Genomic DNA, 26,298 nt, shown 5'->3' with positions numbered 1-26,298 from the left:
TTCAAGCACTTGGGCCAAGCTCATGTCGTCACCCTAATCCTTTGCGGGGCACAAGTCAGGGAAATTCCTCCCCGCCATCAAACCGCCAGCAGCCCGGTCGCGAACAATGCGCCGACGACGATGCCGAGTGCGATGCGGTACCAGCCGAAGACCGCCAGGCCGTGCTTCTGCAAGTAGCTGACCAGCCATTTCACGGCCAGGGCTGCGGCGACCGCCGCGGAGACGATGCCGATCACCAGCGCCAGCGTGCCATATTGGCTGTGCATCAGCATGGAGCCACCGAAAAGCGTGTCATATTGCGCGGGGATGCCCTCGCCGGAGACCGGCCAGATGGCCTTTTTCACGGTGGCCGCCGTCAGGGTCAGCACGCCCAACAGGAAGGAATACTCCACCGCCGCGCGCAGGGACAGGCCCACCAGCAGGCCGCCGACGATGGTCATGAGGCTGCGGCTCGTTCCCGGCCACATCGCCACGCACTGCAGTAGGCCGATGACCAGTGCCATCTTCCACGTCAGGTCCAGCAGCTCCCTGCCCTTGCCCACGGCTTCCTTCCGGTTGCGGAAGGATACCAGCAGGATCGCCACGCCACCGACGAAGAGTGCCGCGGTGATCGGCCAGGGGGAGAAGAGTTTTTCCTCGATCCAGTCGTTGAACAGCATGCCCAGCACGGCGGCGGGGAGGAAGCCTGCCAGGATGTTGAACGCCAGCCGGAGGCCCTCGGGGTCTTTTCCGAGAAAGCCCATGGCCATCTGCAGCGTTCTTTTGAAGTAGAGGCCCAGCACCGCCAGGATCGCACCGCCCTGGATGCAGATGGCGAACGCGTCCGCCGCCGCCTTGTCCATCGCCCCCGCCGTCCCGATCCCCATGAAATGCTGCGCCAGCAACAAATGCCCCGTTGAACTGATCGGGAGGTATTCCGTGATCCCTTCGATCACGCCGAGGACGAAAGCTTGCCAAGGTTCCATAAGCCGCGCCGAACCTGCGGGCAGAAAACACCCCCGGCAAGGCATTTGCGGTTGATTCAAAGGCGAACCCGACGAACCTTCCCGCGCCCGCTCCCTCACCGATGAAGAAACGCTATCTGAAACTGGTCCGCAGCGCCTTCCGCGCGTTGCGGCACAGGAAGCTGCGCCACCGTCCGTGGTGGCGGAGCATGACGAAGCCGCTCTTCGCCCGGGAACTGTGGGTGCCGTGCCGGGACACCGTGGCCAACGGCCTGGCCATCGGACTTTTCTTCTCGATGATCCCGATGATCCCGCAGGCGATCCTCTCGGCGATCATCGCCATGCGGGCGAAGGCGAACGTCCCCTTTGCGATGGCGGCCTGCTTTGTGAGCAATCCGTTCACCAATCTGCCCATCTGGGCCGCCCAGGTGAAGCTCGGCTCCTGGTTGTACCATTTGCTCCCGCTGCCGGACGATATCATTCCCGGCCACTTCAAGGTCCCCGGTGTGGGGCTTGTGAGCGCCGCCACCATCATCCTGGGAGTCATCGCTTCCGGCGTGATCCTCTCGTTGATCTCCTACCCGCTCGTCCATCTGTTCTCCGCGCTCATGCCGCACCATCTGCCGGCGCTGCGCCACAAGCCGGTCAGGATCGCCCGCCCGTCCCAAACCGGCGGGAACTGACCTCCCCGCCGCCGTAAGGCGCGCCCAGCCGCTCGGAAGCCTGGACGTCAGGGAAATAAAAGCATCTCCCGCCCCCGCGGCTGTCGGAGCGGTGCACCAGCAATGCCGCCATGAGTCCGAGCAGCGCCAGCGCGGCGGCGCCGCCCACGATGATGAGGCCCATTTTGACCGACCGGTCCCGGGACACCGGCTGGTTCTTGCGGAGGAAATACCCGTTGTAGCCGTCCACCACCTGGGATGCGAAAGTATCCAGCATCAGCTCCGCGGAAGCCGCATTCACATTCGTCTTGGCCTTTTCCAGGATCAGGTTCGTCTCATACGACGGAACCTGCCCGGCGGGTGCTTTCGTGGGATCCGCCTCCTGTTCGAAACTCTGGCCGATGCCGAGGCTGCGCGTGTCCATTTCGAACACCAGCACCATCCCGTCCCCTTTCGGGATCCAGCTCCTCCTCAGGCGGCTGGCCAGCAACTGGGGATCCCCGGACACGAGGACGGACTCCAGCAGGATATAAAGTTGGAATCCATGGTCATCCCGCAGTTGCCGGATGCCTTCCCTCAGCTTCGCCACCAGTGCCGGATTCCGGTGTCCCAACCCCGCATGATCCACCAGCCCATCCGCGGGCGGAGGGCCCACCGTGTCCTCGCCGCCGGGCATGGTGAATGTCTGGCCGGCTCCGCAGAGCAACGATCCCATCCAGAACCCGATCAATAGAAGCCACCGCCGCCAAGTGTTCACGTGGTCCGATCATTCCTCCGGACCCGGCCATTTGGCAAGCCCGCGCTCAAGCGGGAGACTTCATTCCGCATTTTTATGGCGAATTATCATTTTTGTTCGCGTGAACATCTTTTTGCTTGCGGTGAACACCTAGACCGGTCATCGGTATTCCAACTCACCACACTCCCATATGGCCGCACGCATCACTCCAGACGACTCCGTTTCCGACAAACTCGCCGAAGCCCGCAAACGCAACCTGGATCTGGCGATCTCCAACATCCAGAAGGAGTTCGGCGAAGCGGCCATCATGCGCATGGGTGATGAGCACCGCGTGGATGTGGATGTCATCCCCACCGGCAACCTGCTGATCGACCGTGCGCTGGGCGTCGGTGGCTTCCCTCGTGGCCGGATCATCGAAGTGTTCGGCCCGGAGTCCTCCGGTAAGACGACCCTGACCCTCACCGCCATCGCCCAGGCCCAGAAAAAGGGTGGTCTGGCCGCCTTCATCGACGTCGAGCACGCCCTTGATCCGCAGTATGCCAAGAAGCTGGGCGTGAACCTGGATGACCTCCTCGTTTCCCAGCCATCTTCCGGTGAGGAAGCCCTCCAGATCTGCGAGGCCCTCGTCCGCTCGAATGCCATCGACGTCATCGTCCTCGACTCCGTCGCCGCCTTGGTGACGAAGCAGGAACTCGACGGCGAGATCGGCGATTCCACGGTGGGTGCCCAAGCCCGCCTGATGAGCGCCGCCATGCGGAAACTCACTGCCCTCATTTCCAAGGCAAAGACCGTCTGCATCTTCACCAACCAGATCCGCGAGAAGATCGGCGTCATGTTCGGCAACCCGGAGACCACGCCCGGCGGCCGTGCGCTCAAGTTCTTCGCCTCCGTCCGGATCGACATCCGCCGCATCGCCCAGATCAAGGCCACCGATGGCACCGTGACCGGCAGCCGGACCAAGATCAAGGTCGTCAAAAACAAGGTCGCCCCGCCCTTCACCGAGGCCGAGTTCGACATCATGTACAACGAGGGCATTTCCTCCACTGGCTCCCTGCTCGACCTCGCGCTGGAGATGGACATCGTCCAGAAGCGCGGTTCCTGGTTCAGCTACAACGGCACCCAGCTCGCCCAGGGCCGGGACGCCGCCAAAGAACTCCTCAAGTCGGATGCCGCCATCTATGCCGACATTGAGGAGAAGGTGAAGGAAGGCCTCGAAACGCGGAAGAAGAGGTAAGGATTTCCGAGGAGTTCGCGTTCCCGGACGGGAGGGGGCCTGCGGGCCTGCCTCCCGGTTTTGTTTTGGTGATGATCGGCACGCTCTCCAAGCGGTAAGGATTGGCGTCAGCCAGGGAACCATACTGGAATTGCTGAAGCGGTCCGCCGGTCCAGGGAATTGGATGAAAATCCGTCCATGGGCTGTTCTTGGGAGGAAATCAGAGAATCATTGGGGCGATAGTGGATGGATTTCGGCCTGAGCCGAGGATAGGCCGGAATCTCAGGAGATTTTCAGGAGACTCACTGCGTGCAACCCTGGAACGTGCCTCCGGTCAGGACGGCGCGGGCATCCCCGACGAGGAAGAGGGAACCGGCGACGAGCACTGTCGGCCCGCTTTCCTTTGCGGCAGCGAAGGCGCTCGGGAAATCCGGGAACAGACGGTGCGGAGAAGCGCCTTCTGGCAGGGCTGCGGCGATTTCCTCCACGGGGGTGGCGCGCGGGGTATCGACCGGGCAGATGAAGATTTCCGAAGCGAGGGGTGCGATGGGGGCCAGGATGCCCGCGATGTCCTTTGAGGAAACCGCGCTGAAAACGAGTGCCGCTTTCTGGTCCGGAAACTCCGCATCCCACGTTTCCACCAGCACCCTGGCGGCGTGGGGATTGTGCGCGCCGTCGAGGATGACGGCCCGGCCATCGACTTCGAACCGCTCGAAGCGTCCGGGCCAGCGGACGCTGGCGAGGCCATGGCGGATGATGTCGGAATTCAGGGGCAGGCCGCATTTGAAAAGGGCGGCGACGGCCAGTGCGGCGTTCCATTTCTGGTGCTCTCCCGGCAGGGCGACGCCGTAGCCGAGCAGCGGCTCGGTCACGAACTCCAGCGGGCTGCGGGATTCGTTCGCCTCCACCTCCAGCACGCGGCGGGCGGCGGGATCCTGCGGGGATGAAACGGCGGGCTTGCCGGGGACGAAAATGCCCGCCTTCTCCGCCGCTACCAGTTCCAGCGTATCGCCCAGCCATTGCGTGTGGTCGAGGCCGATGGGGGTGATGACGGCGATGTCCGCCTGAACGGCGGTGGTCGCATCGAGCCGTCCGCCCATGCCCGTTTCCAGGATGATCACCTCGCACTCCCGCTCCCGGAACCAGCGCATCGCCAGCGCGAGCGTGATCTCGAAAAAGGTCGGGTGCGTTTCCAGGCGTTCGCAGAGGCCGCGCAGTTCGGTCAGCATGTCCGCGCACGCCTCTTCCGGGATGTCCACGCCGGACACTTTGATCCGCTCCCGGTAGTCGATGAGATGCGGGGAGGTGAACAGGCCGGTCCGCTTCCCGCTGGAGCGGGCGATGCTGTCGATCATCGCGCAGGTGCTGCCCTTGCCGTTGGTGCCTGCCACGTGGATGACCGTCACTCCGTGGGCCGGGTGGGCCAGGTATTCCTTCAGCAGGCGGCGCGGGCCTTCCAGCCCCAGCTTGATGCCGAACATCTGGGTCGAGAAGAGCCAGGCGATCGATTCGACGTAGTTCATCAGGTCGCGGTCAGGGAATCAGATGGCAGCAGATGATGAAAAGGATGGATGCGAGGATTCCGAAAGATGGATTCAGAATTCCGATGAGAAACTGGCTGCGAGCGGTCCGGAACTCCGAGGCCACACGCAGCACGGCGAACAGATGCAGGATCCCGAAGATGAAGCAGAGGACCATCAACGCCAGGGTCACAGGCGCGATCAGCAGCAGCAGGGAGGTCCCGAAATCGACCATGGCCTCCCAGCCATCCGGGGTCAGCGGGAACTTCCCGCCTCCGGCAGCGAAGAGCCCGAGAATCAGGTAGAAATGGATGGAGGACGGCAGCACCAGTCCCAGAAAAACCGACTGCGCCGTCCTTCTCATTCAGTTCACAGATCCTTCACCCAGATGTTCGCGAACTCGATGGCCTGGCCGTGGTGTTGCAGGCCGATGGGGCCTTTGGCGGGGATGCCGGGAAGCTGGGCTTCTTCGATGACCTTCCGCCCGTTGAGCAGGACGGTGAGGACGTCTCCCTTCAGCGTGATCATCATGCGGTTCCATTCGCCCTGCGGGCGGTCCATTCTCACCGTGGGGGTGACCCCCGCGCGGATTTCCTCCGGCTGGGACTTGTCCATCCGGTAGCCATAGACCTCGCCGGAGCCGACGCTCCAGTTCCAGAGGTTGACCTGGGCCTTCGTGGAGCCGCGGAGGTAGATGCCGCTGTCCATTTCCTCGATCTCTTCGGTCACCGGCTGGCCGTCCGGCCCCACCTTGTGGTTGCCGTCCGGCAGAACCACCGGCTGGGCTTTCTTGTTGCCACGGCCGGTCCAGCGCCAGTCGAAGGCCATCTGGAAGTCACCGTATTCCTTCTCCGTCCACAGGTCCTTGATCTCCGCGGCTTTCCCGTTGTGCTTGAGGATGCCGTTGACCGCCGCCCAGTTGGCGGTGTTCGGGTCGTGCTTCCAGCCGGCCAGGTCCTTGCCATTGAAGATCTGGCTGAACCCGGCTGCCGTCACTCCGGCGATGTTCGCGTCGAGCGGCATTTCCTCGATGGTGATGTTCTTGAAGGAAACCTTGTCGCCGTGGCCGAGGAACGCGATGTGCCCGGCGATGCGCTGGGCGCCCTTGTGCTTCCGGTTGCGGAGGGAAAGGTCGTCCAGGTCGCGGCGGAGGATTTCATTGCCGTTCAGCACCACCACCACGCTGGAGCGGGTGACGGTCACCTTCTGGTGGTTCCATTCGCCGACGGGTTTCAGGCTGCCCTTTTTCGCCGCGGCGAGAAGGTAGATGGAGCCGTGGAACTGGGCGTCCTTCAGGTCCTTGTACTTCTCCGCGGTATCGTCGAGGATCTGGAGCTCCAGCCCGGTGTAGGCGGCGTCGCCCTCACCCGGATAGTTGATGCCCAGGCCGTTGTTCGCTCCCGGTGTGAGCTGGAAGTCGAACTCCAGCACGTAGTTCGCGAAGGTGTCCTCCGTCACCAGGTTCCGCGCCTTGGGGGTGGCGACGATCGCGCCGTCCTCGACGATGTAGCCCTCACCCTTCCAACCCGTGAGGTCCTTGCCATTGAAAAGCGGACGGGCTTGGGCGAATGCCTGGCCCGCGGCGAGCAGGGGGATCAGAGGGAGAAGATACTTTTTCATGGTCGGAAATAAATGGGGTGGATGGGCCGGATTGGCTTCCGGCGGTTCCGCAACCTATGCGCCATCCCAGCAGAGGGAAAGAGAAGATTGGTGAAGGAATCCGCCCCCTTTCCACGTTTTTCCAGCATGGATTTCCGGTTTTCCGCCGCTTTGGTTCTGGCCGCCACCCTTTGTTCCGCCAGGGGCGAAGCGGTCGCGGTTTTCACGGAGGGTGACGATGGCTACCACAGTTTCCGCATCCCGTCCGTCATCGCCGCGAAGGATGGCTCCCTGCTCGCGTTCTGTGAGGCGCGGAAGAACAACCGCAAGGACCACGGCGACATCGACCTGGTGATGAAGCGGTCCACGGACCATGGCCTCACCTGGTCCGGCTTGGAGATGATCCATGATGGAGGCGGGGTGGGGGAGGTCACCATGGGGAATCCGGTGCCGGTGGTGGAAGCTGGATCGGGAACGGTCCACCTCCTCTTCTGCCGGAACAACAGTGATGTCCTCCACATTTCCTCCGGCGATAGCGGGAGAACCTGGTCCGCGCCGGTGGAGATCACACGGGGTCTCAAGAAAGATGGCTGGGGATGGTATGCCACCGGTCCGTGCCACGGCATCCAGCTTTCCTCCGGAAAGCAGAAGGGGCGGCTGGTGATCCCGGCGAACCACCGCCAGGGCATCCCCGGCGATGACAAGGGCACCTATGGCAGCCATGTCATTTACTCCGATGATGCGGGTAATACGTGGAAGCTTGGCGCGATCAATGGCGAAGCCGATGGCATCCACCCGAACGAAACCACCGCCGTCGAGCTCCCCGCGACGGAGGAGGGAGGCTCCCGCATCTTTTTCAACACCCGCAACAACAAAGGGGGGAATCCGCTGGGCCGCGCCTCCGCCACCAGCCTGGACGGAGGGGCGACGTTCACCTCCACCTACCGGGGCATCCCGGAAATCGACGCGCCCGCCTGCCAGGGCAGCATCCTCCGCTGGGACGAAAAGCGGATCTTCTTCACCTCCCCGCGCGGCGCGAAACGGGAGAACCTGACGCTGTGGAAGTCCACGGATGAAGGTGGCACCTGGGCGGGAGACCGTCTCATCTCAGCCGGGCCGGTCGCGTATGCGGACATCGTCCGGACGGCGGACGGAAAGCTCGGCGTGCTGTTTGAAAACGGCACGCGGCATTCCTACGAACGCATATCGTTCGACCGGCTGGAGATCGACTGACCGCTCAGCGCCGCTGCTCGAACAGCCACCGGATGGCGGCGTGGTCGTCTTCGGTGAACGCCTGCCCGGCGATGCCGTGCCCGCCCTCGGGATATTCGGTGTATTTCACCTTGCCGCCGAATCCTTCCAGAGCCTTCACGAGGTCCCGCGTGCGCTGGACCGGAACGACTTCATCCTTCGCGCCATGGAAGGTCCAGACGGGGACCTTTGAAATGGGTTCCGCCCGGGAAACCTCGCTCAGTCCGCAGACGGTCATCACCGCGGCGAACTGTTCCGGCTGCCGCGCCGCCCACGACCATGAACCACTGCCGCCCATCGAGACACCGGTGAGGTACACCCGCGCCGGATCGACGGGCTGGCGGTCCAGCACGTCCTTCAGGGCCGCCATCGCCGCCCGGAGCTGGTCGCTGGCTTCGTCGTCGCTCTTCAGCCAGAGGGCGGGGGCGGCGGTCTGGTTCTCCCACTTCGTCCAGTTGTAGGGCCTCCCGTCCTCATACAGTCCCTCCCGGCATTGCGGGACGAGGACGAAGCAGGGAAAGCGCCCGCGCATGTCGGGTGTCGCCAGCAGTTTCGGCAGGGGCTCGTTGACCGGCTTCAGGCCATCCTCGCCACGGGAGCCGCCGCCATGGAGATAGACCACCAGCGGGAATTTCTGGTCCGGCTTTTCCGCCACGCCCGCCGGTACCAGCAGGCGGTAGGTGCGGTTCACCGTGGTCGGCAGAGGGACGCTGTCCGGGATGGACTGGCGCAGGTAGAGCTGTTCCGCCGCGTGTGAGGCGAGGGCGGTGGCGGTGAGGAGGATGCCGGCGAGCAGGGATTTCACTTGGCGGGTGCGGGGGCTTTCGGTCCGTCTCCGGGGGTGGCGAGGTCTTTCCGCTGCCAGACCCGGACGTAGTCGATGACGAAGTCGGCGGGCAGTTGCTTGTCATCCACCGCATTGTTGTCCCAGCCGCCCTGGGGCAGGGTGTACATCAGGTGGGACTGGATGGCGGACATCCGGTCCGTCTCCCAGCGGGCCATTTCCACACCATTGAAGTAGTAGATGGCGGCGCCGGGGAGCCACAGCAGGCCGACGGTGACAAAGCCATCCTTGTCCGGCTGGACGTAGATGTTGCTGCTGCCGATCGCCTTGTGCTCCTTGCCGTAGCCGTCCCAGTGCATCGCCACGTTGTAGCGGTACGGACCCCAGCGGGTGAGGTGCTCGATGATATCGAACTCCATGCCGCCGTTGCCGGTGTCCTGGCGTTTCCACTTCTCGCCTGCGGCGGCGCCGCGGTCCGGCATCAGCCAGAATGCGGGCCAGAGGCCGGGGGACGTGGGGAGCTTGGCACGGGTCTCAAAGTAGCCGTAGCGCTGGGTCCACTTGCCGTAGGTGTCGAGGAAGCCGGTGGTGTAGTCGAACTTCTTGGCTTTCGGGTCGTCGTTGTGGTGGTTGGTTTTCCGCTCGTAGCGGAGCTTGGCGAAGCCGCCCTCCACCAGCAGGTTGTCCTTGGAGAAGGCACTGGCCTTGTCCCAATAGTTCTCCGCGTAGACGTTCCACTTCGCGGCGTCCGGAGAGGTGCCGTCGAAGTTGTCCTCGAAGGTCACCGCCCATTCGCCATCGACGGGTGGCTTCTTGCCCAGCCATTCCGGCATCTGCGGCGTGGGCGGGAGGTTCGCCTTCACGGACTGGAGGACGAGCGACCGCTCGCTGTCGATGTTCGGCACGGCGACGATCACGGCGGAAATCGCATCGCTGGCGATCTTCGTGCCCGGCTGGCCGCCGGTGGCCTTTTTGCCCTTCTGGCCCGCGTCCTTCGCGCCGATCCAGATTTCCTTGGCGGGGAAGGGGACCACCACTTCCTTCGATTCTCCCGGAGCCAGCGAGCCGGCGTCGATGGTATCGGAAGGACCGCCGTTGCTTTCCAGGCGGATGTTCGGGGAAACGGCGGTCGCACCGTCGTTCTTGATCTTCACCACCACCTGCAGGGATTGGGAAAGATCCCACCGTCCCTGTTCCGGCCGGAACACTAGGGAGCCGGTGTCCTTCCCGCCGGGATAGACCGCACGGATGCCGTCGGCAACCACGGTGGCGGTCGCCTTGTTCCAGGTGTCGATCTGCTTCTCCGCGTTGATCTTGGACGAGGCGTCATAGACCACGTCGCCCTTTGGCTTCACCCGGATGGTGGCGGGGTCGATGGCGGGGAGTTCGCCGGGAGTGCCGCCCGCGATCATCGACTCGATGCGGAACGACTGCTCCGCTTCGGACTTCGTGGCGAAAAACAGGATCTGGGAGATGTTCTCCGGCTTCAGCGGATAGGATTTCTTCTTCCCGTAGGAGTGGCCGAAAATGAGGTTCACCACGCCCGTTTCGCCGGGTTTGAGGTAGAGGTTCTCCGTGTTGTAGGGGTTTTTCTTCCAGTCATCCGGGTTGTCCAGACGCAGGCCCAGGGCCAGGTCCTTCTTCCCGGTATTGGCGACCTTCGCCTCCACGTGGCCGTGTTTCGAAAGATCGAAGGGCGTGCCGTCTTTCTTCGCGAGGGACAGGCCGGGATAGCCATCCTCACCCGGGGTGATTCGGACGGTGATGCCCTCTCCGCCCGCTTCCGCAGTCACCTGGGCGGAGCTGGGCTTGAGCTGGATGTTCTCCGCCTTGCCCTCGAAAACGGGCTTGGCGGGGACGCCGAATCCCTGGGCGTGCAGGGCGGCGGGAAAGGCAAGGCAGGCGGCAGTGACGGCGGAGAAGTGCTTCATCAGGGAAAAAACCGGGCTTCCGGCCCCGCAACCTCACCCTGCCCGCGCCGCGTTCCAATCAAAATTTCAGCTCAGCCGGGAAAGTTGTCGTCACCCTGCCCGTTCTCCCGCCGCATGTCTTCCAGAGTGCCGGACATGTCCTCCAGGGTGTCCCACAGTTCCCGCAGCACGTAGAGCGGTGCGCCGGAGCGCACCGCCAGGGCGATGCAATCGGATGGGCGGGCGTCCAGTTCCACGATCTTCCGCTCCATGATCTCATTCTCCGCTTCCAGGATCAGACGGGCGAAATAGACCTCGCTCTCCATCCTCACGATGACCGCCCGTGAGACGGTCGCGCCGAAGGCCTTGAGCGCATGCTGGAAAAGATCGTGGGTCAGCGGCCGCGGCGGAAGCTGGCCGCTCAGGGACGCGTTGATGGAGATGCCCACCGCAGGGTCGATGTAGAAGACGATCGATTTCTCCCCATCCCCCAGAAAAACGGCACATCCGGCCTGGGTGGGGAGCAGGGCGATCGGTTCAACTCGGACAAGATCTGGCATCGGGCGGATTATCCGCCGCAACCGGTCGATTTCCAAGGGGAGAAAATCAGCGGGCGAGGTATTTGCGCGAATTCACCACGTATTTCTCCGCCCAGTGCTTCACCTTCGCTTGTTCGTCCGGAGAAAGGGTGCGGACCACCTTTGCCGGGGACCCCAGAACCAGGGAGCCGGGCGGGATGATGGTGCCGCCGGTGACGAGCGCACCGGCGCCCACGATCGACCGTTCCCCGATGACCGCGCCGTCCAGGACGATGGCCCCCATGCCGATGAGGACCTCATCCTTCACCACGCAGGCGTGCAGGATGGCGGAGTGGCCGACCGTCACCAGCTCCCCGATGTGGCAGCCGAGGTCGTCCGCGAGGTGGATCACCACGTTGTCCTGGATGTTCGAGCGCGGGCCGATGGTGATCTCGTTGATGTCGCCGCGCAGGGTGGCGTTGTACCAGACGCTGGATTCCTCCGCGATGGTCACCCGGCCCACCACGTCCGCGCTCGCGGCGATGAACACGGATTCATGGATGGTGGGATGGATGCCTTCAAAACCCTCGATAGCCATGGCCGCAGTATAGGCTCAGCGGCTCCGGCGGCGCAACCCTGCCAACAGGGTGAGTCCACCCGCCAGGGCGATGCCGGTGGAAGGTTCCGGAACGACGGTGTAGTTCACCGTCAGGGTCGGGCGGTTGGATTCCGTCGCATTTTCGTCGCTCAGGAACCGGGCGAAACCGCTCCCGGACTCTGTCTGGAGAAAGAGGCGGATGGTATTGTCCGGATCGTTCGCCAAAACGTCGGCCACGGCGGATTGGAAAGCGGAGGTCGAGCCGAAGGTGCGCGTCTGGTTGACCGCATTCGGGACAAAGCTTTCCGAGCTCAGCAGGGTGCCCGCCACCCCTCCCGGGCCGCCCGGCGCATTGGTCCAGTTCACCGTCGATTCATCGAAATCCAGGTTGTTCCCCAGCAGGGAAAGCTGGAAATTCAGGGCGGTGGCGCCCGAACCGGCGGCGGATGAGGTCCGCAACGACAACGTCACGCTGTCGATGGTGAACGGGTTGCCGGCCGCCGCCGCCTCGATGGCGCTCAGGTCGAACTCGAAGAAACCGTGCAGGACGATGGTGCCGGTGGTGCCGGCGATGATGGTGTCCGTCGGAGGGGTCACGGCTCCAGTGGTGCCGGTGGATGGGTCGTCGCTGCGGACGGTGGCTCCCCCGGTGTTGTATCCTGCGGTTTCCCTGAAGACATAGGTCGCCGCTGATGCCTGGCCCGCTACAAGTGCTGCGGCCAAACCAGCCGCCCACATCGTGCTTACTCCGCGTTTTTCCATATCCCGATCCTATCGGGGGGACTACCCCGGTCAAGGAAAGGTCGCCGCGGTTCCGGCCAAGATTCTTCGCGCACCTGCTTGCCATGGGTGACGATTCCGCCACAATCCCGGCCCAGCCATGATTTCCATCCAACGCCTTTTCGGGAAAGAAGACCGGTTTTTCGAGCTGCTGCTCGCCAGCGCCAACGAGGCCCACGAAAGCATCGACTTCCTCACCGACATCCTGCGCCGTGAAAAGGAGCACTCCCTCAATGAGTTCGCCGCAGTGCGGAAGAAGGACAAACAGATCACCAGGGAAATCAGCGAGTTGCTGGTGAAAACCTTCGTCACCGCACTGGAGCGGGAGGACATCGAGGCTCTCTCCTCCGCTCTCTACAAGATCCCGAAGACCGTCGAGAAGTTCGTGGAACGCTACATGATCTCCACGGACCGGGTGGCCAGCACGGACTTCACGAAGCACGCCGCGATGCTTGATGAGGCCACCGTCCACGTCGTGGACCTGATCAAAACCCTCAAGAAGGGCATGGATATCGTGAGGGTCAAGGAGCTGAACGACCGCATCCAGCAGATCGAGGGGGATGCGGACAAGCTGATGCTGGATTGCCTGAAGGACCTTTACTCCGGCAAATACGATCCTCTGGACGTGCACATCATTTCCAAACTCTACGACCTCCTGGAGAAGGTGGTGGACCGCTGCCGTGACGTCGGCAACGTGGCGACCCAGATCGCCTACAAGAACTCCTGAGCCGCCTCCGCATGACGCTCATCCTCATCGTCATCCTCGTCGCGCTGACGTTCGAGTTCATCAACGGTTTCCATGATACCGCGAACTCGATCGCCACGGTGGTCTCGACGAAGGTCCTGACCCCGCGTCAGGCCATCATGCTGGCCGCCATCACCAACCTCATCGGCGCATTGGTCGGCCACGCCGTGGCGAAGACCATCTCCTCCGGGCTGGTGGACGCCGCGTTCGTGACCACTTCCACGATCATCTGCGCGCTTCTGGGCGGCATCGTCTGGAATCTGCTCACCTGGTGGCTGGGCCTGCCGTCCAGCTCCACCCACGCTTTGGTCGGAGGCTTGGTCGGCGCGACACTGGCGAACGCCCAGAACAACTGGGACGCCATCCTGTGGTCCACGGAGAAGATCAAGGATGGCAAGATCGTCCATGAGGGGATCCTGCACAAGGTGGTCATCCCCATGTTCACCTCACCGATGATCGGTCTGGTGGGCGGATTCGTCGTGATGACGCTCCTTTACCTCCTGCTGCGGAACTCGCGGCCGATGTGGGTGAACCGCTTTTTCGGCCGGGCACAGGTGTTCAGCGCCGGCTACATGGGCTTCGCCCACGGCCTGGCGGACGCCCAGAAAACCATGGGCATCATCACGCTCGCGCTGGTGACGGCGACGAGCGCGGGCACCTTCAACGATCTCCCGAACTGGCTGACCTTCCTGAAAATGGACAAATCCGCCGTCGCGGAGGAGCAGATCATGAAATTCGTGAATGGCGCCGTCGATCAGGAGGCCGCCGTCATCCTGGAGCAGGAAGCGGACAAGCTGAAGCCGGGTGAGTTCAAGGAATCCTTCTACGTGCTGGCCGGGATGGTGCACGAAGCGGCCGGTGACAACACCGCCGCCGCCGCCGTCCGGGCGAAGGCACATGAGATCCACAAGCAGGACATCGCCATCGAGAACGCGCGCATCCTGCCGAAGATCCCGCTCATCGGCACCTTCGCCGCCGCGGAACCCACGGAGTGGGATGTTGTCCTGGCCGGTGCGGCGGAATCCGCCGAAAAACGCGGCAAGCCGGGCCTGCCCGCCGCCGCCACGAAGGTGAACGACCTCACCCCCGGCGTGCCGCCGTGGATCAAGATCATCTGCGCCATCGTGATGGCCGCCGGCACCGCCTCCGGTGGCTGGCGGATCATCAAGACCATGGGCCACAAGATGGTGAAGCTGCAGCCCGTCCACGGCTTCGCCGCGGAAAGCACCGCCGCCACCCTCCTCGCCGTCACCGGTCACCTCGGCATGACGGTCTCCACCACCCACGCCATCACCACCGCCATCATGGGCGTGGGCGCGACGAAGCGTTTCAGCGCCATCGACGGGAAGATCGTGAAGAAGATCCTGGGTGCCTGGTTCCTCACCCTCCCCGCCGCCGCAGGCGTCGCCTACGTGACGATGTGGATCTGGCTGAAGGTGGCGGGTTGATCCCCACCTCGCTTCCGCCTCCGGCCCCTCAGTACTCCGCCACCGGGCTGGTGGCGGATTGCTCCGGGATCTCCGGCACACGGTCGGCGAGGGCAGCGATGGCCGCGCACGTCTCGTTCCACTTTTTCTCCGACCACGGGGCCGGGTCGTGGAGCTTCTTGCGGCGGAAGCGGTCCACGCGCTCCTTCGCCTCATCGACCATCCAGATGGGCAGCTCGGCGATGGCGCGTGCGGCGGTCTCCGCGCTGGCGATGTTGTGACAGATGAGGGCGAGGTCATTTCCCGCCTCGATGGCGAGCTTCACATCCGGCCCGCGGCCGTAGCGTTTGGTGATCGCGCCCATGTCGAGGTCGTCGGTGAGGACGACGTGCTTGTCGAAGCCGAGCTGGTCGCGGAGGAAGCGGCGGATGATCCGCGGGGAAAGTGAGGCGGGGAACTCCGGATCGATGTTCGGGAACTCGATGTGGGCGAGGAGGATGGCGTCCAGCTCCGGGGCGAGCGCGGTGTAGGGGATGATGTCCTCCTTCATCAGATCCTCGAGGGTGGCGTCGGAGGAAGGCAGATCGTGGTGGGGATCGGAAAGGGCGCGCCCGCAGGCGGGGAAATGCTTCCCGCAACTGGCGATGGAGCGTTTCCGCAGCCAGCGGTTCCAGTTGCCCGCGTGGTCGATGACCCGCTGCGGGTCGCGGCCCCAGCAACGCCCGCGCAGCGCGTTCTGCGCGCCCGGGTGGTAGTCCAGGTCCAGCACGGGGCCGAGGTCCATGTTGATGCCCAGCAAGCGGAGCAGATCTCCGGTGAAGGCGCCGGCGTTCGCACTTTCCAGCGTCTTGCCATGCGCGGCCAGCGCAGGGGCGGACGGGGCGACGGGGGCGATCTCCTTCGTCCGGGTGACGCGGCCGCCTTCCTGGTCGATGGCGATGATGGGCATCTCCGAGGAAAGGTCGCGCAGGTCGTCGGTGAGCTTCCGCGTCTGTTCCTTGGAAACGATGTTGCGGGAAAAGAGGATGAACCCGGCCGGTTGCAGGCGGCGGAAAAGATCCGCTTCCTCCACCGTCAACTCCGGCCCGGCCATGCCGAGCACCAATAAGGATCCATCCATCATGTGGCGGCAGCAGAACATGGAACCCGGAGGATGTCCATTCGGGGAAGCGGCTTATCGCAGGGTCACTTCATCCTGGATGAGGCTCTGGGTCTAGCGAAGCGTGAGACCTTCGGCGGGGCTGACGTCCATGAGGAGGCGGAGTGGTCACGGCATGGGGACGCCCACCCCGCCGAACCTCTCACGAGGTTCGCTACCCTCTCTACGGCACACACCACCACAGGATCAGCAGCAGGACCGCCAGTCCTCCGAGGCTGGACAGCAGTCCCGTCCGCCGCCGCCGCTTGATGTAGAGCAGCAGGGCGATGCCGGTAAGCGAGACGATGATCAGCAGGATGGCGGAGATGTCGATGACCAGCGACCATGCCTTTCCGGAATCCCTCCCCTTGTGGAGGTCGTTGAAAAAGGCGGTGGCCCCGGCGAACCGCTGGGTCACCTCATACTTGCCGGATTCGCGGTCGAGGAAGACATCCGCGGAGTAGGCGGGGCCTTTCAGGGTGATGGAGCACTCGCTTTCATCGACGGTGAAGTCATCCACCAGCCCACGGACGCGGTGCTCTTTCCTGAGATGCTCGACGATCTCCAGCTTCGCCGGTTCCTTCGCGGCGTCGCCCATCCACTCCATGGGCATGGTGCCCTTGGCGGTGTCCTCCTTCATCTCGCTGCCGAAGGTCCACGAGGGATGGTTGAGGGTGATGCCGGTGACGCTGAAGAACAGGATGGCGAGCAGGCCGAACATCGAGGAATAGATGTGCAGCCAGCGCATGGGGGAGGCCAGGCGCTGTTTGAGGCCCGGATTGTGGCGGGGCCTCGGCTCGGAGGAAACGGAGCGCCGCACGGGGCGCTCCGGGGGATTGTCCTGCGGCATCAGTTCGCTGCGGCCTTGGGCTGGTAGTCCACGGAGGCGGACTTGATCTCGACGTTCCCGCCGAGGTCTTTGGTGAATGCTTCGCCCACCTTGAACGGGTGCTTGATGATCTGGTAGGTGCCTTTCTCCCGCGCGGCCTCGATGTAGAGCGTGTATTCCCCGGCAGGCAGCGCCTTCTTGTTGTCGTCCAGACCATCCCAGGTGACGGAATATTTCCCGGGGTTCCGCGTGGCGGAGGTGATGAGCGGGACGATGTCCGTGGTGTCCGCGAGGCGGCGGGTCTTGTCGGAGCGGTTCCAGCGCTTGAGGTCAGGCAGCCAGCGGAGGCCTTTTTCGCCCTTCAGCAGCCAGAGGGAGAGGGTGCGGACGGGAAAGTCGTCCTTGTCCTCGATCCAGATGGCGACATAGGGGCGCAGGTAGCGTTCGGCCTCCGGCTTATCGAGCTCAAAGTCCACCTTCATTTCGAAAGCGGGCGCGGCATCAGCTGCCACAAGCATGTTCTGCTGGCGGTCTTCACGCCAGGCACGGCTGCGGAAGACGCCGCCATCATGGGAAACAATGAGGCAGGAAACACCGGGCATGGCGTCCGCCATGGCGAGGCTCTCCGACGGCTGCAGCACGTTGAAGATGGTCGCAAGCGCATCCGCCGTGGTGGCGTCCGGCGCGATGACGGAGGCACTGGCAATGTGGGTGGCCGGCTTTCCGCTCCGCGGGTCAATGATGTGGTTCCCCCGGCGGTAGTCGCCGCTGGTGGCGAGCGCCTGGTCGCGCAGCGTCACGGTGGCGAGCGGCGCGGCGTTCTCCGCATCGTCCCGCGGGTCCGCGATCATGATCGACTGCTCCCCGGTGACACGCAGATCCCCGCCAATGTTGAGGGCGATGCCGGTGACACCCGCTGCCTTTTCGACCGCACGGTCGATGATGTAGCCCTTTGCCAACGCATCCACGGTGATCCCACCAGCCTTCGCGGTGAAGGTGGCGGTGGTTCCATCCAGCGTCCAGGCGGGTGTCCCCATGTCGGCGGCGGAGGCTTTCACGCGGACGCTGAACGCACCCTCAGAGTCCGCCGCCCACTGGTCACAGGCCTTGAGCACCGCGGCGAGGTCGGCGGAAACGACCGCCGTTTTCCCGGAGGCCTGCCAGCGGGAGATTTCGCTGTCATTCGACCAGGTGTTGAGGACCGCGGTGAGGCGGTCGATCTCCGCGAGTACCGAAGCCTCCGCCTGTCTGGCCGTGGCTTCCGAGTCCGCGGAGACGCGAAGTTCGAGGGACGTGCCGAGCACGTTTTCATGGTGGAAGGAAAAGGTCTCCGCATGGGCGGCGACCACCGAAAGGGCGAGGAAAGGGACGAGGGACTTCATGGACTTAGGGGAAAATCAGACGCCGGGTTTCGGGGCTTCGCCATCCGGGCGCGGGCCGCCTTCACCGCGCGGAGCGGGTGGCGGGGTCTCCTTCTCGATGAGCTTCTCCAGCTCTTCCTCGGTTACGGCGCCGTCCTTGTCGCTGTCCGCGCGGCCGAGCATCGCCTTCATGCGTTCCGGCAACTCGTCTCCGGTGATCTTCTTGTCCTTGTTCTTGTCGAAGGCCTCGAAGGTGCGCTCCGCGATCTGGTGCGGGGTTTCGCCACGCGGCGGCATCACCGGACGGATCTCCTCGGCGGAAAGCTTGCCATCCCCATCCTTGTCGAGCGTGAGCAGGGCGGCGGAGGCTCCGGCGATTTCCTCCGCGGAGAGCTCCCCGTTCTGGTCCTTGTCCAGCGCCTTGATGACGGGCAGGCGGGCCATGAAGCCACCGGGACCACCACCGCGCTGGCCGCCACCACCGCCGCCTCCTTCTTCATGGGCTTGGGTGAATGCGGCACCGGACAGGGTGAGCGCGAGGAGGAACGGGATCTTGATTTTCATGAGGTTGGGTTGGGAATGGGATCGGGGAAAATTTCAGGCGGCGAATTGGTCCTCCAGTGCGGCGTGGACGTCGTTGGTCCAGTCTTCGATGAACTCTTCGTAATCGATGTCCGCCTCGGCACGGGCGGCGATGCGCACCGCTCCCTTTGCCTCCAGCCCGGCATCCAGCTTCCGGCCGAAGCCGCAGAACTCATCATAGCCGGAGTCCCCGAGCGCGTAGACCGAGTAAAGCAAGCCATCAAGATCCCCGGATGCTAGGCCCTCGAGATCGCCGAAAAAGTCGATCGCTTCATCCGGCGGTTCGCCATCGCCCCAGGTGCTGACGACGAAAAGCACCGGCTCGCCACGGGCCGGAAGACTCTGCGGCGTATGCTTTTCGATGTTGGCGACGGAGACGTCATGGCCGGATTTCCGGAGACGTTTCGCGATGTTTTCCGCCGCATCTTCGGCGTTTCCGGTCATGGTTGCGAACAGGACGAGCATGCTGAGGAAGAGGTTGCTGCAGCGACTATTATTTATTGAGACGCATTTGCAATAAGGAATTTTAGGAAAGGTAAGGAGGGAGGACACTCTTGAGGTGAGTTAAATGGTTGGACCATTTGTCCCCGGAGAATAGAGGACAGTCAGAACCAACCATCCCCATGAGTGCCCAGTATAGTGATGAGTTCATGATCCGTGCCGTTGCCTTGATCGACGCCTGTGGATCGGTCACCGAGGTGTCCCGCCAGCTCGGCGTGGCGCGCAGCGCCCTCTACCGCTGGCGCGACAAGGCACGGAAGCCCGCCCCGCGCCCCACCTCCCCGCAAAAGGAAGCCGCCTTGGTTTCCGAGTTGCAGGCGGTCCGCCGCGAACTGGCCCGCCTCACCCAGGAGAACGACATTTTAAAAAAAGCCTCCGCGATCCTGGGCTCCTCTGTTCCACCCGATCCAGAACGCTGATCAAGGAGCTGCGGGAAAGCAGCGGGGCCAGCCTGCGCAGGATCTGCTCGGTGCTGGGTTTGCCGCGCAGCACCTATCACCACAAGCCCCGTCCTCCCGCGCAACCCTGGCCGGATCAGGAACTCGCCGCCCTCATCAGCACCATCTTCCACGCCAACCGCCGCTGCTACGGCTACCGCCGGATCGCCTGCGAATTGGCCAATCGTGGCGTCTCCTGCGGCTGGCAGCGGGCGCGCAGGATGATGCGCCGGCAAGGTCTCCACGCCATCCAGCGCCGGCGCTTCACCCCGAAGACCAGCGATGGCAAGGCCTCCCATCCCTGTGCCAACCTGCTTGCCAAACTGCCGCCACCCCAGGCTCCCGACCAGGTCTGGGCCGGGGACATCACCTTCATCCCGAGCCGTGAGGGTTGGCTCTACCTCGCCGTGGTCATCGACCTGTGGTCACGCCGGATCATCGGCTGGAGCCTGTCACGCTCCATCGACCGCGCGTTGGTCACCGATGCCCTGCGGCAGGCGCTCCAGAGCCGCAGGAAGATCGTTTCCACCATTTTCCACAGCGACCGGGGCAGCCAGTATTCGAGCACCGCGTTCAGGGCGATGCTTGCCGGATCAGGCCTGCGACAGAGCATGTCGCGGCTGGCCAATCCCTACGACAACGCCAGGACCGAATCCTTCATGGGTACCCTCAAAGCGGAAATGGCGGAGGAGGAAATCTTCAGGAATCTGGATGAGGCGCGGCAGAAGATCTTCAGCTACATCGATGCCTTCTACAATCCGAGGCGGCTCCATTCGTCGATCGGATACCTCAGTCCCAACCAATTCGAAGCCCGATTCCAGAGACAGAAATGAAGGACACCAGTGGTCCAATTTAGGGTTGCACCTCACTCTTGTCCTCCGGCTGCAATGGCGAACCGAGGACGAGAAGTTTTTAGTGTTCAGTCTTCGGATACGAGAAGAAGGCCGACCGCGAATCATGCGAATCGTGAAGAATTTCACGATTAGCCTTTGCGTGTTCTTCGCGACCTTAGCGACTTTGCGGTGAATCTCTTATGTTTCGCCAATGCCGCCGGAGGACAGGAATGGGAGCGAAGCGGACATAGCGGCTCGCCGCAATGTCCTCCCTCCTTACACCAGCTTCAGCTTGTCGTAGGACGCGCCGAGGATCGGCTTGGCGGACGGTGCCTTGAGCCAGTCCTCGATGAGGGTGGAGTAGACGCTGCGGAAATCGACGGTGTGCTTGAGGTCGCCGCCGGACAGGTCGGTGAGGCTGGGGTAGGCTCCATGGAGGCCGCCCTTGACGCCGGGGCCGGCGACGAAGAGGCAGGAGGCCTTGCCGTGGTCGGTACCGGCGCTGTCGTTTTCCTCCACGCGGCGGCCGAATTCTGAGAAAGTCATCAGCACCACGCGCTTGTCGTTCCCCTGTTGCTTCAGATCGGCGAAGAAGGATTTCAGCGCGCTGTCCAGGCTGCCGAGCAGGCGGTCGTGGGAGTTGACCTGCTGGTTATGGGTGTCGAATCCACCATGGCTGACGTAGTAGACGCGGGTGGGCATGCCACCGGCGATCATGCGGGAAACCAGGTTGAGGTTCCGCGCGATGGGGGTGCCGTCATACTGGACGGTGGTCTTGTGCTTCGCGGCGACCTCCAGGATCTGCTTCGAGCTGACGCGGGCGTCGAGGGCGACGCGCTCCAGGAAGGCGAGGTTCGTTTCGCCGACGATGCCGCCGGTTTTCCCGCCAGCGGGCATGTCGATGGAGGCCCCCTGGTTGGACATGCCATCGTCTTCCGGGGAGTTGAGGTCGGCGAAGAATTCCTCCGCCTGGGCTTTCTCGCCGCCACCATAGATCCAGCGGTAGAGTTCCGGGGTGTTCAGGCAGACGCCGGGGTTCTTCACCGCGCCGAAGCTCTCCGGCTGGGTCTTGTTGAAGCTGATGCCGACGGTGGGGTCGGAACCGGAGCAGGCGTTGTCAAAGTAGCGGCCCAGCCAGCCGGTGGCGGAGCGGTTCGCCGGATCCGCCGTTTCCCAGATGGAGGTGGAGACGAAGTGGGAGCGGTTCGGGTTCGGGTAGCCGACGCCCTGGACGATGCCGAGATTCCCTTCCTTGAACAGGGAGCCGAGGAACGGCATGGAGCCGTTCAGTCCGACATGGTCCGAAAGCCGGATGAGATCCTTTTCCTTTTTGCCGATGATGGGGCGGGCCTTGTGGTAGGCGTCATCCGCGAAGGGGACGACGGTGTTGAGGCCGTCGTTGCCGCCCGCGAGCTGGAGCACGACGAGGATGGTGTCATCCTTTCCGGTGGCGAACTGGGTGGCCTTGTCGCGGGTGCTCTCGTTGAGCTGGGCGAAGGTCCTGTCGACGAACATCGGCACGGTCCAGGCGGCGGAAGCGCCGAGGACGGTGGAGCGGAGGAAATCGCGGCGGGTTTTCATGAAGTCCGGGAAGCTCATGGTTTCAGGAGAGTTGGTAGTAAGGGGTGCTGAGCATGAGGTGCACGAGTTCCGCGACCTCCTTGTTGGTGAAGACGACGCCCTGCTTGGCGGTGGCGTACTCGATGAAGGAGCCGCGGGCCTTGTCCGGCACGGTGCCCTGGAAGAAGCGGAAGATGAGGGCGTCCACCAGGTCCGCCGGGTTTTCCCGGAGCTGGCGGGGGGCGATCTTTTCGTAGTCCGGGCCGCTCCACGCGCGGCTCCCGGCGCGGTCGGACTTCCGCATGGCGACCTTCCTCGGCGCTCCCTCATCCATCATCTCCATCATGTTCCCGCCGCCGGCATTGTCCGCGATGGGGCGGTCATCCGCGCCCTTCGTGATGTATCCGGCGAGGTTGTAGCGGGTGAGGAGGGTGTTGGTGTTGATCCATGCCTTCCCCCAGTCCCAGCCCGCGACATTCGGCGGGGAGAACAGTTGCTGGCCGAGTTCGCGCCCGGCACGGAGCTCGAAGCCTGCCGGGGGCGTGGCGACCTCCAGTTGCTTGAGCATCTGGGTGATGAACTGCACGGGCGGCTTGATCTGCGTCCGCATGATGCCTTCCGCATAGAAGTCCTGTGAAAGGAAGATCTCCCGCAGGAGGGTGCCGGTATTGAAGTTCCCGGCACGGAAGCTCTTGCCGAGCGCCTCCACAACGGGCGCGGGTGCTTCATCCGCGACGAAGTAGGCCCAGAGCTTCGACGGCACGTAGGTGGCTGCGGATTTCTGCTCGAAAATCAGGTCGATGACATCCTCTCCGGTGAATGCGCCTTTCTTCCCGAAGACCGATTTCTCGGATTCATCCCACTGCCGTTTCTGGAATACCATGGTGCCGGTGGTGCGGTCGATGCGGTAGCCGGTGAAGGCCTTCGCCGCTTCCCGGATGTCATCTTCGGTGTAGTTGCCCTCGCCGAGGGTGAAGAGTTCCATGACCTCCCTGGCGAAGTTCTCGTTGGGCGAGCCTTTCTTCGAGTTCTGGGAGTCGAGATAGGACATCATCGCCGGGTCCTTCGCGACGGCGTGGGTGAGGACCCTGAAGTCGCCGAAGGCATGCGTGCGGAACAGTTCGTTCTGGCGGACCAGCATGGGCGGCTGCTTCACCTTCTGGAAGGAGGTGGCGAAATGGTCGTGCCAGAAAAGGGTCATCTTTTCCCGCAGCGGGGCCTTGGTCGCCAGGATCTTGCCCAGCCACCATGCCTCCGCCTCCCGTCCCAGGTCGTTGCGGAGGCGCTGGTACTTTTTCTGGACCGCGCGTTTCACCTGGGAGCCTTCGAAGGCGGGCATCGATTTCGCCTTCTCCGCCGCTTCGCGCGCGGCTTCACGGTAGTCGCGGAAGATTTCCAGTGCCTTCGCGGGCTGGGACCACTCCGGCGGAGCGATGGCATCCACCGGCTCGCCGGGGTTGAGCAGGGAATCGACGGCCTTGGTCCGGCCGAGCGAGTGGAACGTCTTGATCTCGGCGGGGCTGCCGCCGAAACCCGCGCGGTTCAGCAGGTGCGCCGCCTCGAAAACGGTCCAGGAATCAGGTGCTGGTGTGAGCATGGGAAAGTGGGATGGGTCGATGAAGATAACCCCGCTTTGACGGAGGAGTTGCTCGAAGTACGGAAAAATTTCGCGGGTGCGGTGCGGATTTCGCTGGAATCCCGCCTGTCTTTCCGCTGCGGGCCGTGGTTTAGTCCCCGCATGCCCGCTGCCGATACCATGCCCGAACTGCTCTCCCCCGCGGGGAACTGGGACTGTGCGCGTGCCGCCGTGGCGGCGGGGGCGGATGCCATCTTTTTCGGCATGCCGAAGTTCAACGCCCGGCTGCGGGCGGACAATTTCACCGAAGAGGATCTGCCGGAACTCATGAACTACCTGCACCGCCATGGGGTGAAGGGCTTCGTGACGATGAACACGCTGGTCTTTACCCGCGAGCTGGAGGCGGCGGAACGCCAGCTCCGTCTGATCGCGGAGGCCGGGGTGGACGCCCTCATCATCCAGGACCTGGGCCTGGCCAAGATGGCGCGGGAGATCGCGCCGAAGGTGGAACTGCACGCCTCCACCCAGATGACCATCACCTCTCCGGAGGGGCTGGCTTTCATCGAGTCCCTCTTTCCCATGGAGCGAGCGGTGCTGGCGCGGGAGCTGTCCGTGAAGGAGATCGAGCGTTTCCAGGCTTACGCCGAAGATCACAAGACGCCGCTGGAGGTGTTCGTCCACGGTGCGCTCTGCGTGGCCTATTCCGGCCAGTGCCTGACCAGCGAATCGCTGGGACAGCGGAGTGCCAACCGCGGCGAGTGCGCGCAGGCCTGCCGCATGCCCTACGAGCTGATCGTCGATGGCGTGAAGCGGGAGATGGGCGAGAAGCGCTACCTGCTGAGCCCGCAGGATCTGGCGGCGGTGGATTTCATCCCGGGCCTGATCAAGGCGGGCGTGAAGTCGTTCAAGATCGAGGGCCGCCTGAAGTCTCCGGAGTATGTGGCCGCGGTGACGAGGGTCTACCGCAAGGCGATCGACGCCGCGCTTTCCGACGGCAGCGGCACCGCCCCGTCCCCCATCACCCCGGAGGACCGCTATGAGCTGGAGATGACGTTTTCCCGCGGCCTGACCGGCGGTTGGTTGGGCGGGACGAACCACCCCTATCTCACGCATGGGCGCTTCGGGAAGAAGCGCGGCCCGCTGCTGGGGGAGATCACGGACTGCGGCTACGGCTGGATCATCCTGCACAACACGTCCGGCATCCCGGTGAAGCCGGGCGACGGCGTGGTGTTCGACGCGGGGGAAAATCGCGACCTGGAACAGGGCGCGTCCGTCTGGAAGGTGGAGGGCGACCGGCTGGTCTTCCACCGCACCTACAGCGGCATCAACTTCGAGCGGATCAAGCCCGGCGACACCGTCTATAAAACTTCCGACCCGAAGCTGGAGTCCGACATCCGGAAGTTCTGGCAGAACGCCCGCCCGGCGGAGAAGAAGACGCCGCTGCACCTCACCGTGACCGGAAAGCCCGGCGAACCGATGACCGTGGCTGGGACATCCGGCCAGTCCCCGGTCACCGTGGCTGGGACATCCGGCCAGTCCCCGGTCACCGTGGCCAGTGCCATTGGCCTCCAGCCTGCGGCGAAGCACGCGCTCTCCACGGAGACGCTGGCCGCGCAGTTCGGCCGTCTCGGGGATACGTCGTACGAACTGGCGTCCCTCGACAACCAACTGGAAGGCGACTGCCATTTCCCGCTCTCCGCCCTCAACCAGCTCCGCCGCGATCTGGTCGCCGCACTGGACGCCGGGGATGGAGCGCGGACTTCAGTCCGCACCTCTTCGCCCGTTTCCCATCGCGATCTCCTCCCCGCCAAAACCTCCACACCCTCCGCAGCCCCGGACCTCAGCGTCCTCTGCCGGACCGAGGACCAGGTGGAATCCGCCATCGCCGCCGGGGTGGTGAAGATCTACTGCGACTTCGAGGATCCGCGCCGCTACAAGGACGCCGTCGCGCTGGTCCGCGGATCGGACTCCACCATCCACCTCGCCACCCCGCGCATCCTGAAGCCGGGCGAGGGCGGATACCTCAAGCTCATCGAGCGGGCGGAGCCGGACGGCCTGCTGCTGCGCAACCTGTCGTCGCTGGAATACTACAAGGACCGTAGTGACCTGGTGAAGACGGGCGACTTCTCGCTCAACGTCGCCAACCCCATCACCGCGCGGCTGCTGAAGGAACGCGCCAAGCTCGACCGGCTCACCGTTTCCTATGACCTGAACATCGGCCAGGTGCTGGACCTTCTCAACGGCGCGCCCGCGGAGTGGTTCGAGGTCACCCTGCACCAGCACATGCCCATGTTCCATATGGAGCACTGCGTTTTCTGCACCTTCCTCAGCACCGGCACCACCTACAAGGACTGCGGCCGTCCGTGCGAAAGCCATGTGGTCCACCTGCGCGACCGCGTCGGCCAGCTCCACCGCCTGCAGGCGGACGTCGGCTGCCGCAACACCCTCTTCAACGGCCGCGCCCAGACCGGCGCGAGGTTCTACCGCGACCTCCGCGCGACGGGGCTTTCGCATTTCCGCATCGAGCTGCTGGACGAGGACGGCGCCACCGCCGGGCGCACCATCCGCGCCTACCAGGCCCTGCTCGACGGGAAATCCACCGCCACCGAGCTGCTGGATGACGTGGAGGCCATCGAAAAACTCGGCGTGACCGAGGGCACGCTGGCGGAGAGGTGACTTGCTCCCGTAGCGTCATGGCTGCGCCATGACGGATGGGCGAACGGGGGCCATCTTTCCGTTTCGAACCGCAATGGATCGCTGTCTTCCCATCCGAAGCTGCAAGGAGTGGTTGGAT

At 63.9% G+C, this 26,298-nt stretch carries 25 protein-coding genes; 8 read left to right on the top strand and 17 right to left on the bottom strand.

What is annotated here, in order from left to right:
- Positions 1–77: 77 nt before the first annotated feature.
- A complete protein-coding gene (locus tag OVA24_RS00990) occupies positions 78–965 on the bottom strand; it encodes an undecaprenyl-diphosphate phosphatase (RefSeq protein ID WP_267672599.1) in 888 nt (295 codons plus the stop codon).
- Between the two features lie 101 nt (positions 966–1,066).
- On the opposite strand from OVA24_RS00990, the gene OVA24_RS00985 reads away from it, so the two are divergent.
- On the top strand, positions 1,067–1,627 hold the full coding sequence (locus tag OVA24_RS00985) for a DUF2062 domain-containing protein (protein ID WP_267672597.1): 561 nt from the start codon (positions 1,067–1,069) through the stop codon (positions 1,625–1,627).
- Here the strand turns inward: OVA24_RS00985 and OVA24_RS00980 are convergent.
- Positions 1,590–2,321: a TPM domain-containing protein gene (locus tag OVA24_RS00980; protein ID WP_267672595.1), complete on the bottom strand. Its 732-nt coding sequence runs from the start codon at positions 2,319–2,321 to the stop codon at positions 1,590–1,592. The two genes, OVA24_RS00985 and OVA24_RS00980, sit on opposite strands and share 38 nt — an antisense overlap.
- Positions 2,322–2,532: 211 nt before the next feature.
- Here OVA24_RS00980 and recA point away from each other — a divergent pair, with 211 nt between their 5' ends.
- Positions 2,533–3,576, top strand: a complete 1,044-nt coding sequence (gene recA, locus OVA24_RS00975; RefSeq protein WP_267672592.1) for a recombinase RecA — start codon at positions 2,533–2,535, stop codon at positions 3,574–3,576.
- A gap of 281 nt (positions 3,577–3,857) precedes the next feature.
- Here recA and OVA24_RS00970 read toward each other — a convergent pair whose 3' ends face one another.
- The 3 genes from OVA24_RS00970 to OVA24_RS00960 are packed head-to-tail and all read right to left on the bottom strand — an operon-like array spanning position 3,858 to position 6,695.
- Positions 3,858–5,078 (bottom strand): bifunctional folylpolyglutamate synthase/dihydrofolate synthase, encoded by a 1,221-nt coding sequence (locus tag OVA24_RS00970; protein ID WP_267672590.1) that lies wholly within the window; start codon positions 5,076–5,078, stop codon positions 3,858–3,860.
- 10 nt (positions 5,079–5,088) lie between these two features.
- Positions 5,089–5,439, bottom strand: coding sequence for a hypothetical protein (locus OVA24_RS00965; RefSeq protein ID WP_267672588.1), 351 nt, complete (start codon positions 5,437–5,439; stop codon positions 5,089–5,091).
- 5 nt (positions 5,440–5,444) lie between these two features.
- Positions 5,445–6,695 (bottom strand): 3-keto-disaccharide hydrolase, encoded by a 1,251-nt coding sequence (locus OVA24_RS00960; RefSeq protein WP_267672586.1) that lies wholly within the window; start codon positions 6,693–6,695, stop codon positions 5,445–5,447.
- A 126-nt stretch (positions 6,696–6,821) separates the two neighbouring features.
- Between OVA24_RS00960 and OVA24_RS00955 the strand changes: the two genes are divergently transcribed.
- Positions 6,822–7,907, top strand: coding sequence for a sialidase family protein (locus OVA24_RS00955; RefSeq protein WP_267672584.1), 1,086 nt, complete (start codon positions 6,822–6,824; stop codon positions 7,905–7,907).
- Positions 7,908–7,911: 4 nt separating this feature from the next.
- Here the strand turns inward: OVA24_RS00955 and OVA24_RS00950 are convergent, their stop codons facing one another.
- From OVA24_RS00950 to OVA24_RS00930, 5 genes are all read right to left on the bottom strand, one after another.
- Positions 7,912–8,730 (bottom strand): carboxylesterase family protein, encoded by an 819-nt coding sequence (locus OVA24_RS00950; RefSeq protein ID WP_267672581.1) that lies wholly within the window; start codon positions 8,728–8,730, stop codon positions 7,912–7,914.
- Positions 8,727–10,640, bottom strand: coding sequence for a family 16 glycosylhydrolase (locus OVA24_RS00945; protein WP_267672579.1), 1,914 nt, complete (start codon positions 10,638–10,640; stop codon positions 8,727–8,729). Before OVA24_RS00945 ends, OVA24_RS00950 begins: the two co-directional genes overlap by 4 nt.
- A 71-nt stretch (positions 10,641–10,711) precedes the next feature.
- Entirely contained in the window at positions 10,712–11,179 is a 468-nt protein-coding gene (locus tag OVA24_RS00940) for a bifunctional nuclease family protein (protein WP_267672577.1), read from the bottom strand.
- A 46-nt stretch (positions 11,180–11,225) separates the two neighbouring features.
- Complete coding sequence (locus tag OVA24_RS00935; RefSeq protein WP_267672575.1) at positions 11,226–11,735, bottom strand: gamma carbonic anhydrase family protein; 510 nt, start codon at positions 11,733–11,735, stop codon at positions 11,226–11,228.
- A 15-nt stretch (positions 11,736–11,750) separates the two neighbouring features.
- On the bottom strand, positions 11,751–12,497 hold the full coding sequence (locus OVA24_RS00930; RefSeq protein WP_267672573.1) for a DNRLRE domain-containing protein: 747 nt from the start codon (positions 12,495–12,497) through the stop codon (positions 11,751–11,753).
- A gap of 118 nt (positions 12,498–12,615) precedes the next feature.
- On the opposite strand from OVA24_RS00930, the gene OVA24_RS00925 reads away from it, so the two are divergent.
- Positions 12,616–13,242, top strand: coding sequence for a DUF47 domain-containing protein (locus OVA24_RS00925; RefSeq protein WP_267672571.1), 627 nt, complete (start codon positions 12,616–12,618; stop codon positions 13,240–13,242).
- An 11-nt stretch (positions 13,243–13,253) separates the two neighbouring features.
- Positions 13,254–14,708, top strand: coding sequence for an inorganic phosphate transporter (locus OVA24_RS00920; protein ID WP_267672569.1), 1,455 nt, complete (start codon positions 13,254–13,256; stop codon positions 14,706–14,708).
- 28 nt (positions 14,709–14,736) lie between these two features.
- On the opposite strand, the gene OVA24_RS00915 is transcribed toward OVA24_RS00920, so the two are convergent.
- From OVA24_RS00915 to OVA24_RS00895, 5 genes are all read right to left on the bottom strand, one after another.
- The gene (locus OVA24_RS00915) at positions 14,737–15,828 is read right to left on the bottom strand and encodes a glycoside hydrolase family 3 N-terminal domain-containing protein (protein ID WP_267672567.1); all 1,092 of its coding nucleotides are present in this window, start codon (positions 15,826–15,828) and stop codon (positions 14,737–14,739) included.
- A gap of 181 nt (positions 15,829–16,009) precedes the next feature.
- On the bottom strand, positions 16,010–16,573 hold the full coding sequence (locus OVA24_RS00910) for a PepSY-associated TM helix domain-containing protein (protein WP_267672565.1): 564 nt from the start codon (positions 16,571–16,573) through the stop codon (positions 16,010–16,012).
- Positions 16,574–16,674: 101 nt separating this feature from the next.
- Entirely contained in the window at positions 16,675–18,036 is a 1,362-nt protein-coding gene (locus OVA24_RS00905) for a DUF2271 domain-containing protein (RefSeq protein ID WP_267672563.1), read from the bottom strand.
- Positions 18,037–18,051: 15 nt separating this feature from the next.
- A complete protein-coding gene (locus OVA24_RS00900; protein ID WP_267672561.1) occupies positions 18,052–18,579 on the bottom strand; it encodes an EF-hand domain-containing protein in 528 nt (175 codons plus the stop codon).
- A gap of 33 nt (positions 18,580–18,612) precedes the next feature.
- Positions 18,613–19,062, bottom strand: a complete 450-nt coding sequence (locus tag OVA24_RS00895; RefSeq protein WP_267672559.1) for a flavodoxin domain-containing protein — start codon at positions 19,060–19,062, stop codon at positions 18,613–18,615.
- A gap of 158 nt (positions 19,063–19,220) precedes the next feature.
- Here OVA24_RS00895 and OVA24_RS00890 point away from each other — a divergent pair, with 158 nt between their 5' ends.
- A complete protein-coding gene (locus tag OVA24_RS00890) occupies positions 19,221–19,517 on the top strand; it encodes a transposase (RefSeq protein WP_267670354.1) in 297 nt (98 codons plus the stop codon).
- On the top strand, positions 19,514–20,368 hold the full coding sequence (locus OVA24_RS00885; protein ID WP_324287896.1) for an IS3 family transposase: 855 nt from the start codon (positions 19,514–19,516) through the stop codon (positions 20,366–20,368). Before OVA24_RS00890 ends, OVA24_RS00885 begins: the two co-directional genes overlap by 4 nt.
- Positions 20,369–20,644: 276 nt before the next feature.
- On the opposite strand, the gene OVA24_RS00880 is transcribed toward OVA24_RS00885, so the two are convergent.
- Together OVA24_RS00880 and OVA24_RS00875 are read right to left on the bottom strand one after the other, a co-directional pair.
- Positions 20,645–21,949, bottom strand: coding sequence for a DUF1501 domain-containing protein (locus OVA24_RS00880; protein ID WP_267672558.1), 1,305 nt, complete (start codon positions 21,947–21,949; stop codon positions 20,645–20,647).
- A gap of 22 nt (positions 21,950–21,971) precedes the next feature.
- Positions 21,972–23,525 (bottom strand): DUF1800 domain-containing protein, encoded by a 1,554-nt coding sequence (locus tag OVA24_RS00875; protein ID WP_267672556.1) that lies wholly within the window; start codon positions 23,523–23,525, stop codon positions 21,972–21,974.
- A gap of 159 nt (positions 23,526–23,684) precedes the next feature.
- On the opposite strand from OVA24_RS00875, the gene OVA24_RS00870 reads away from it, so the two are divergent.
- A complete protein-coding gene (locus OVA24_RS00870) occupies positions 23,685–26,180 on the top strand; it encodes a peptidase U32 family protein (RefSeq protein WP_267672554.1) in 2,496 nt (831 codons plus the stop codon).
- The last annotated feature ends 118 nt before the right edge of the window (positions 26,181–26,298 follow it).

The sequence above is a fragment of the Luteolibacter sp. SL250 genome, from assembly GCF_026625605.1.
Classification (GTDB): Bacteria; Verrucomicrobiota; Verrucomicrobiia; order Verrucomicrobiales; family Akkermansiaceae; genus Luteolibacter.
The sequence above is the reverse complement of the archived record's forward strand: the minus strand, read 5'-3'. Positions and strand labels throughout refer to the sequence as shown.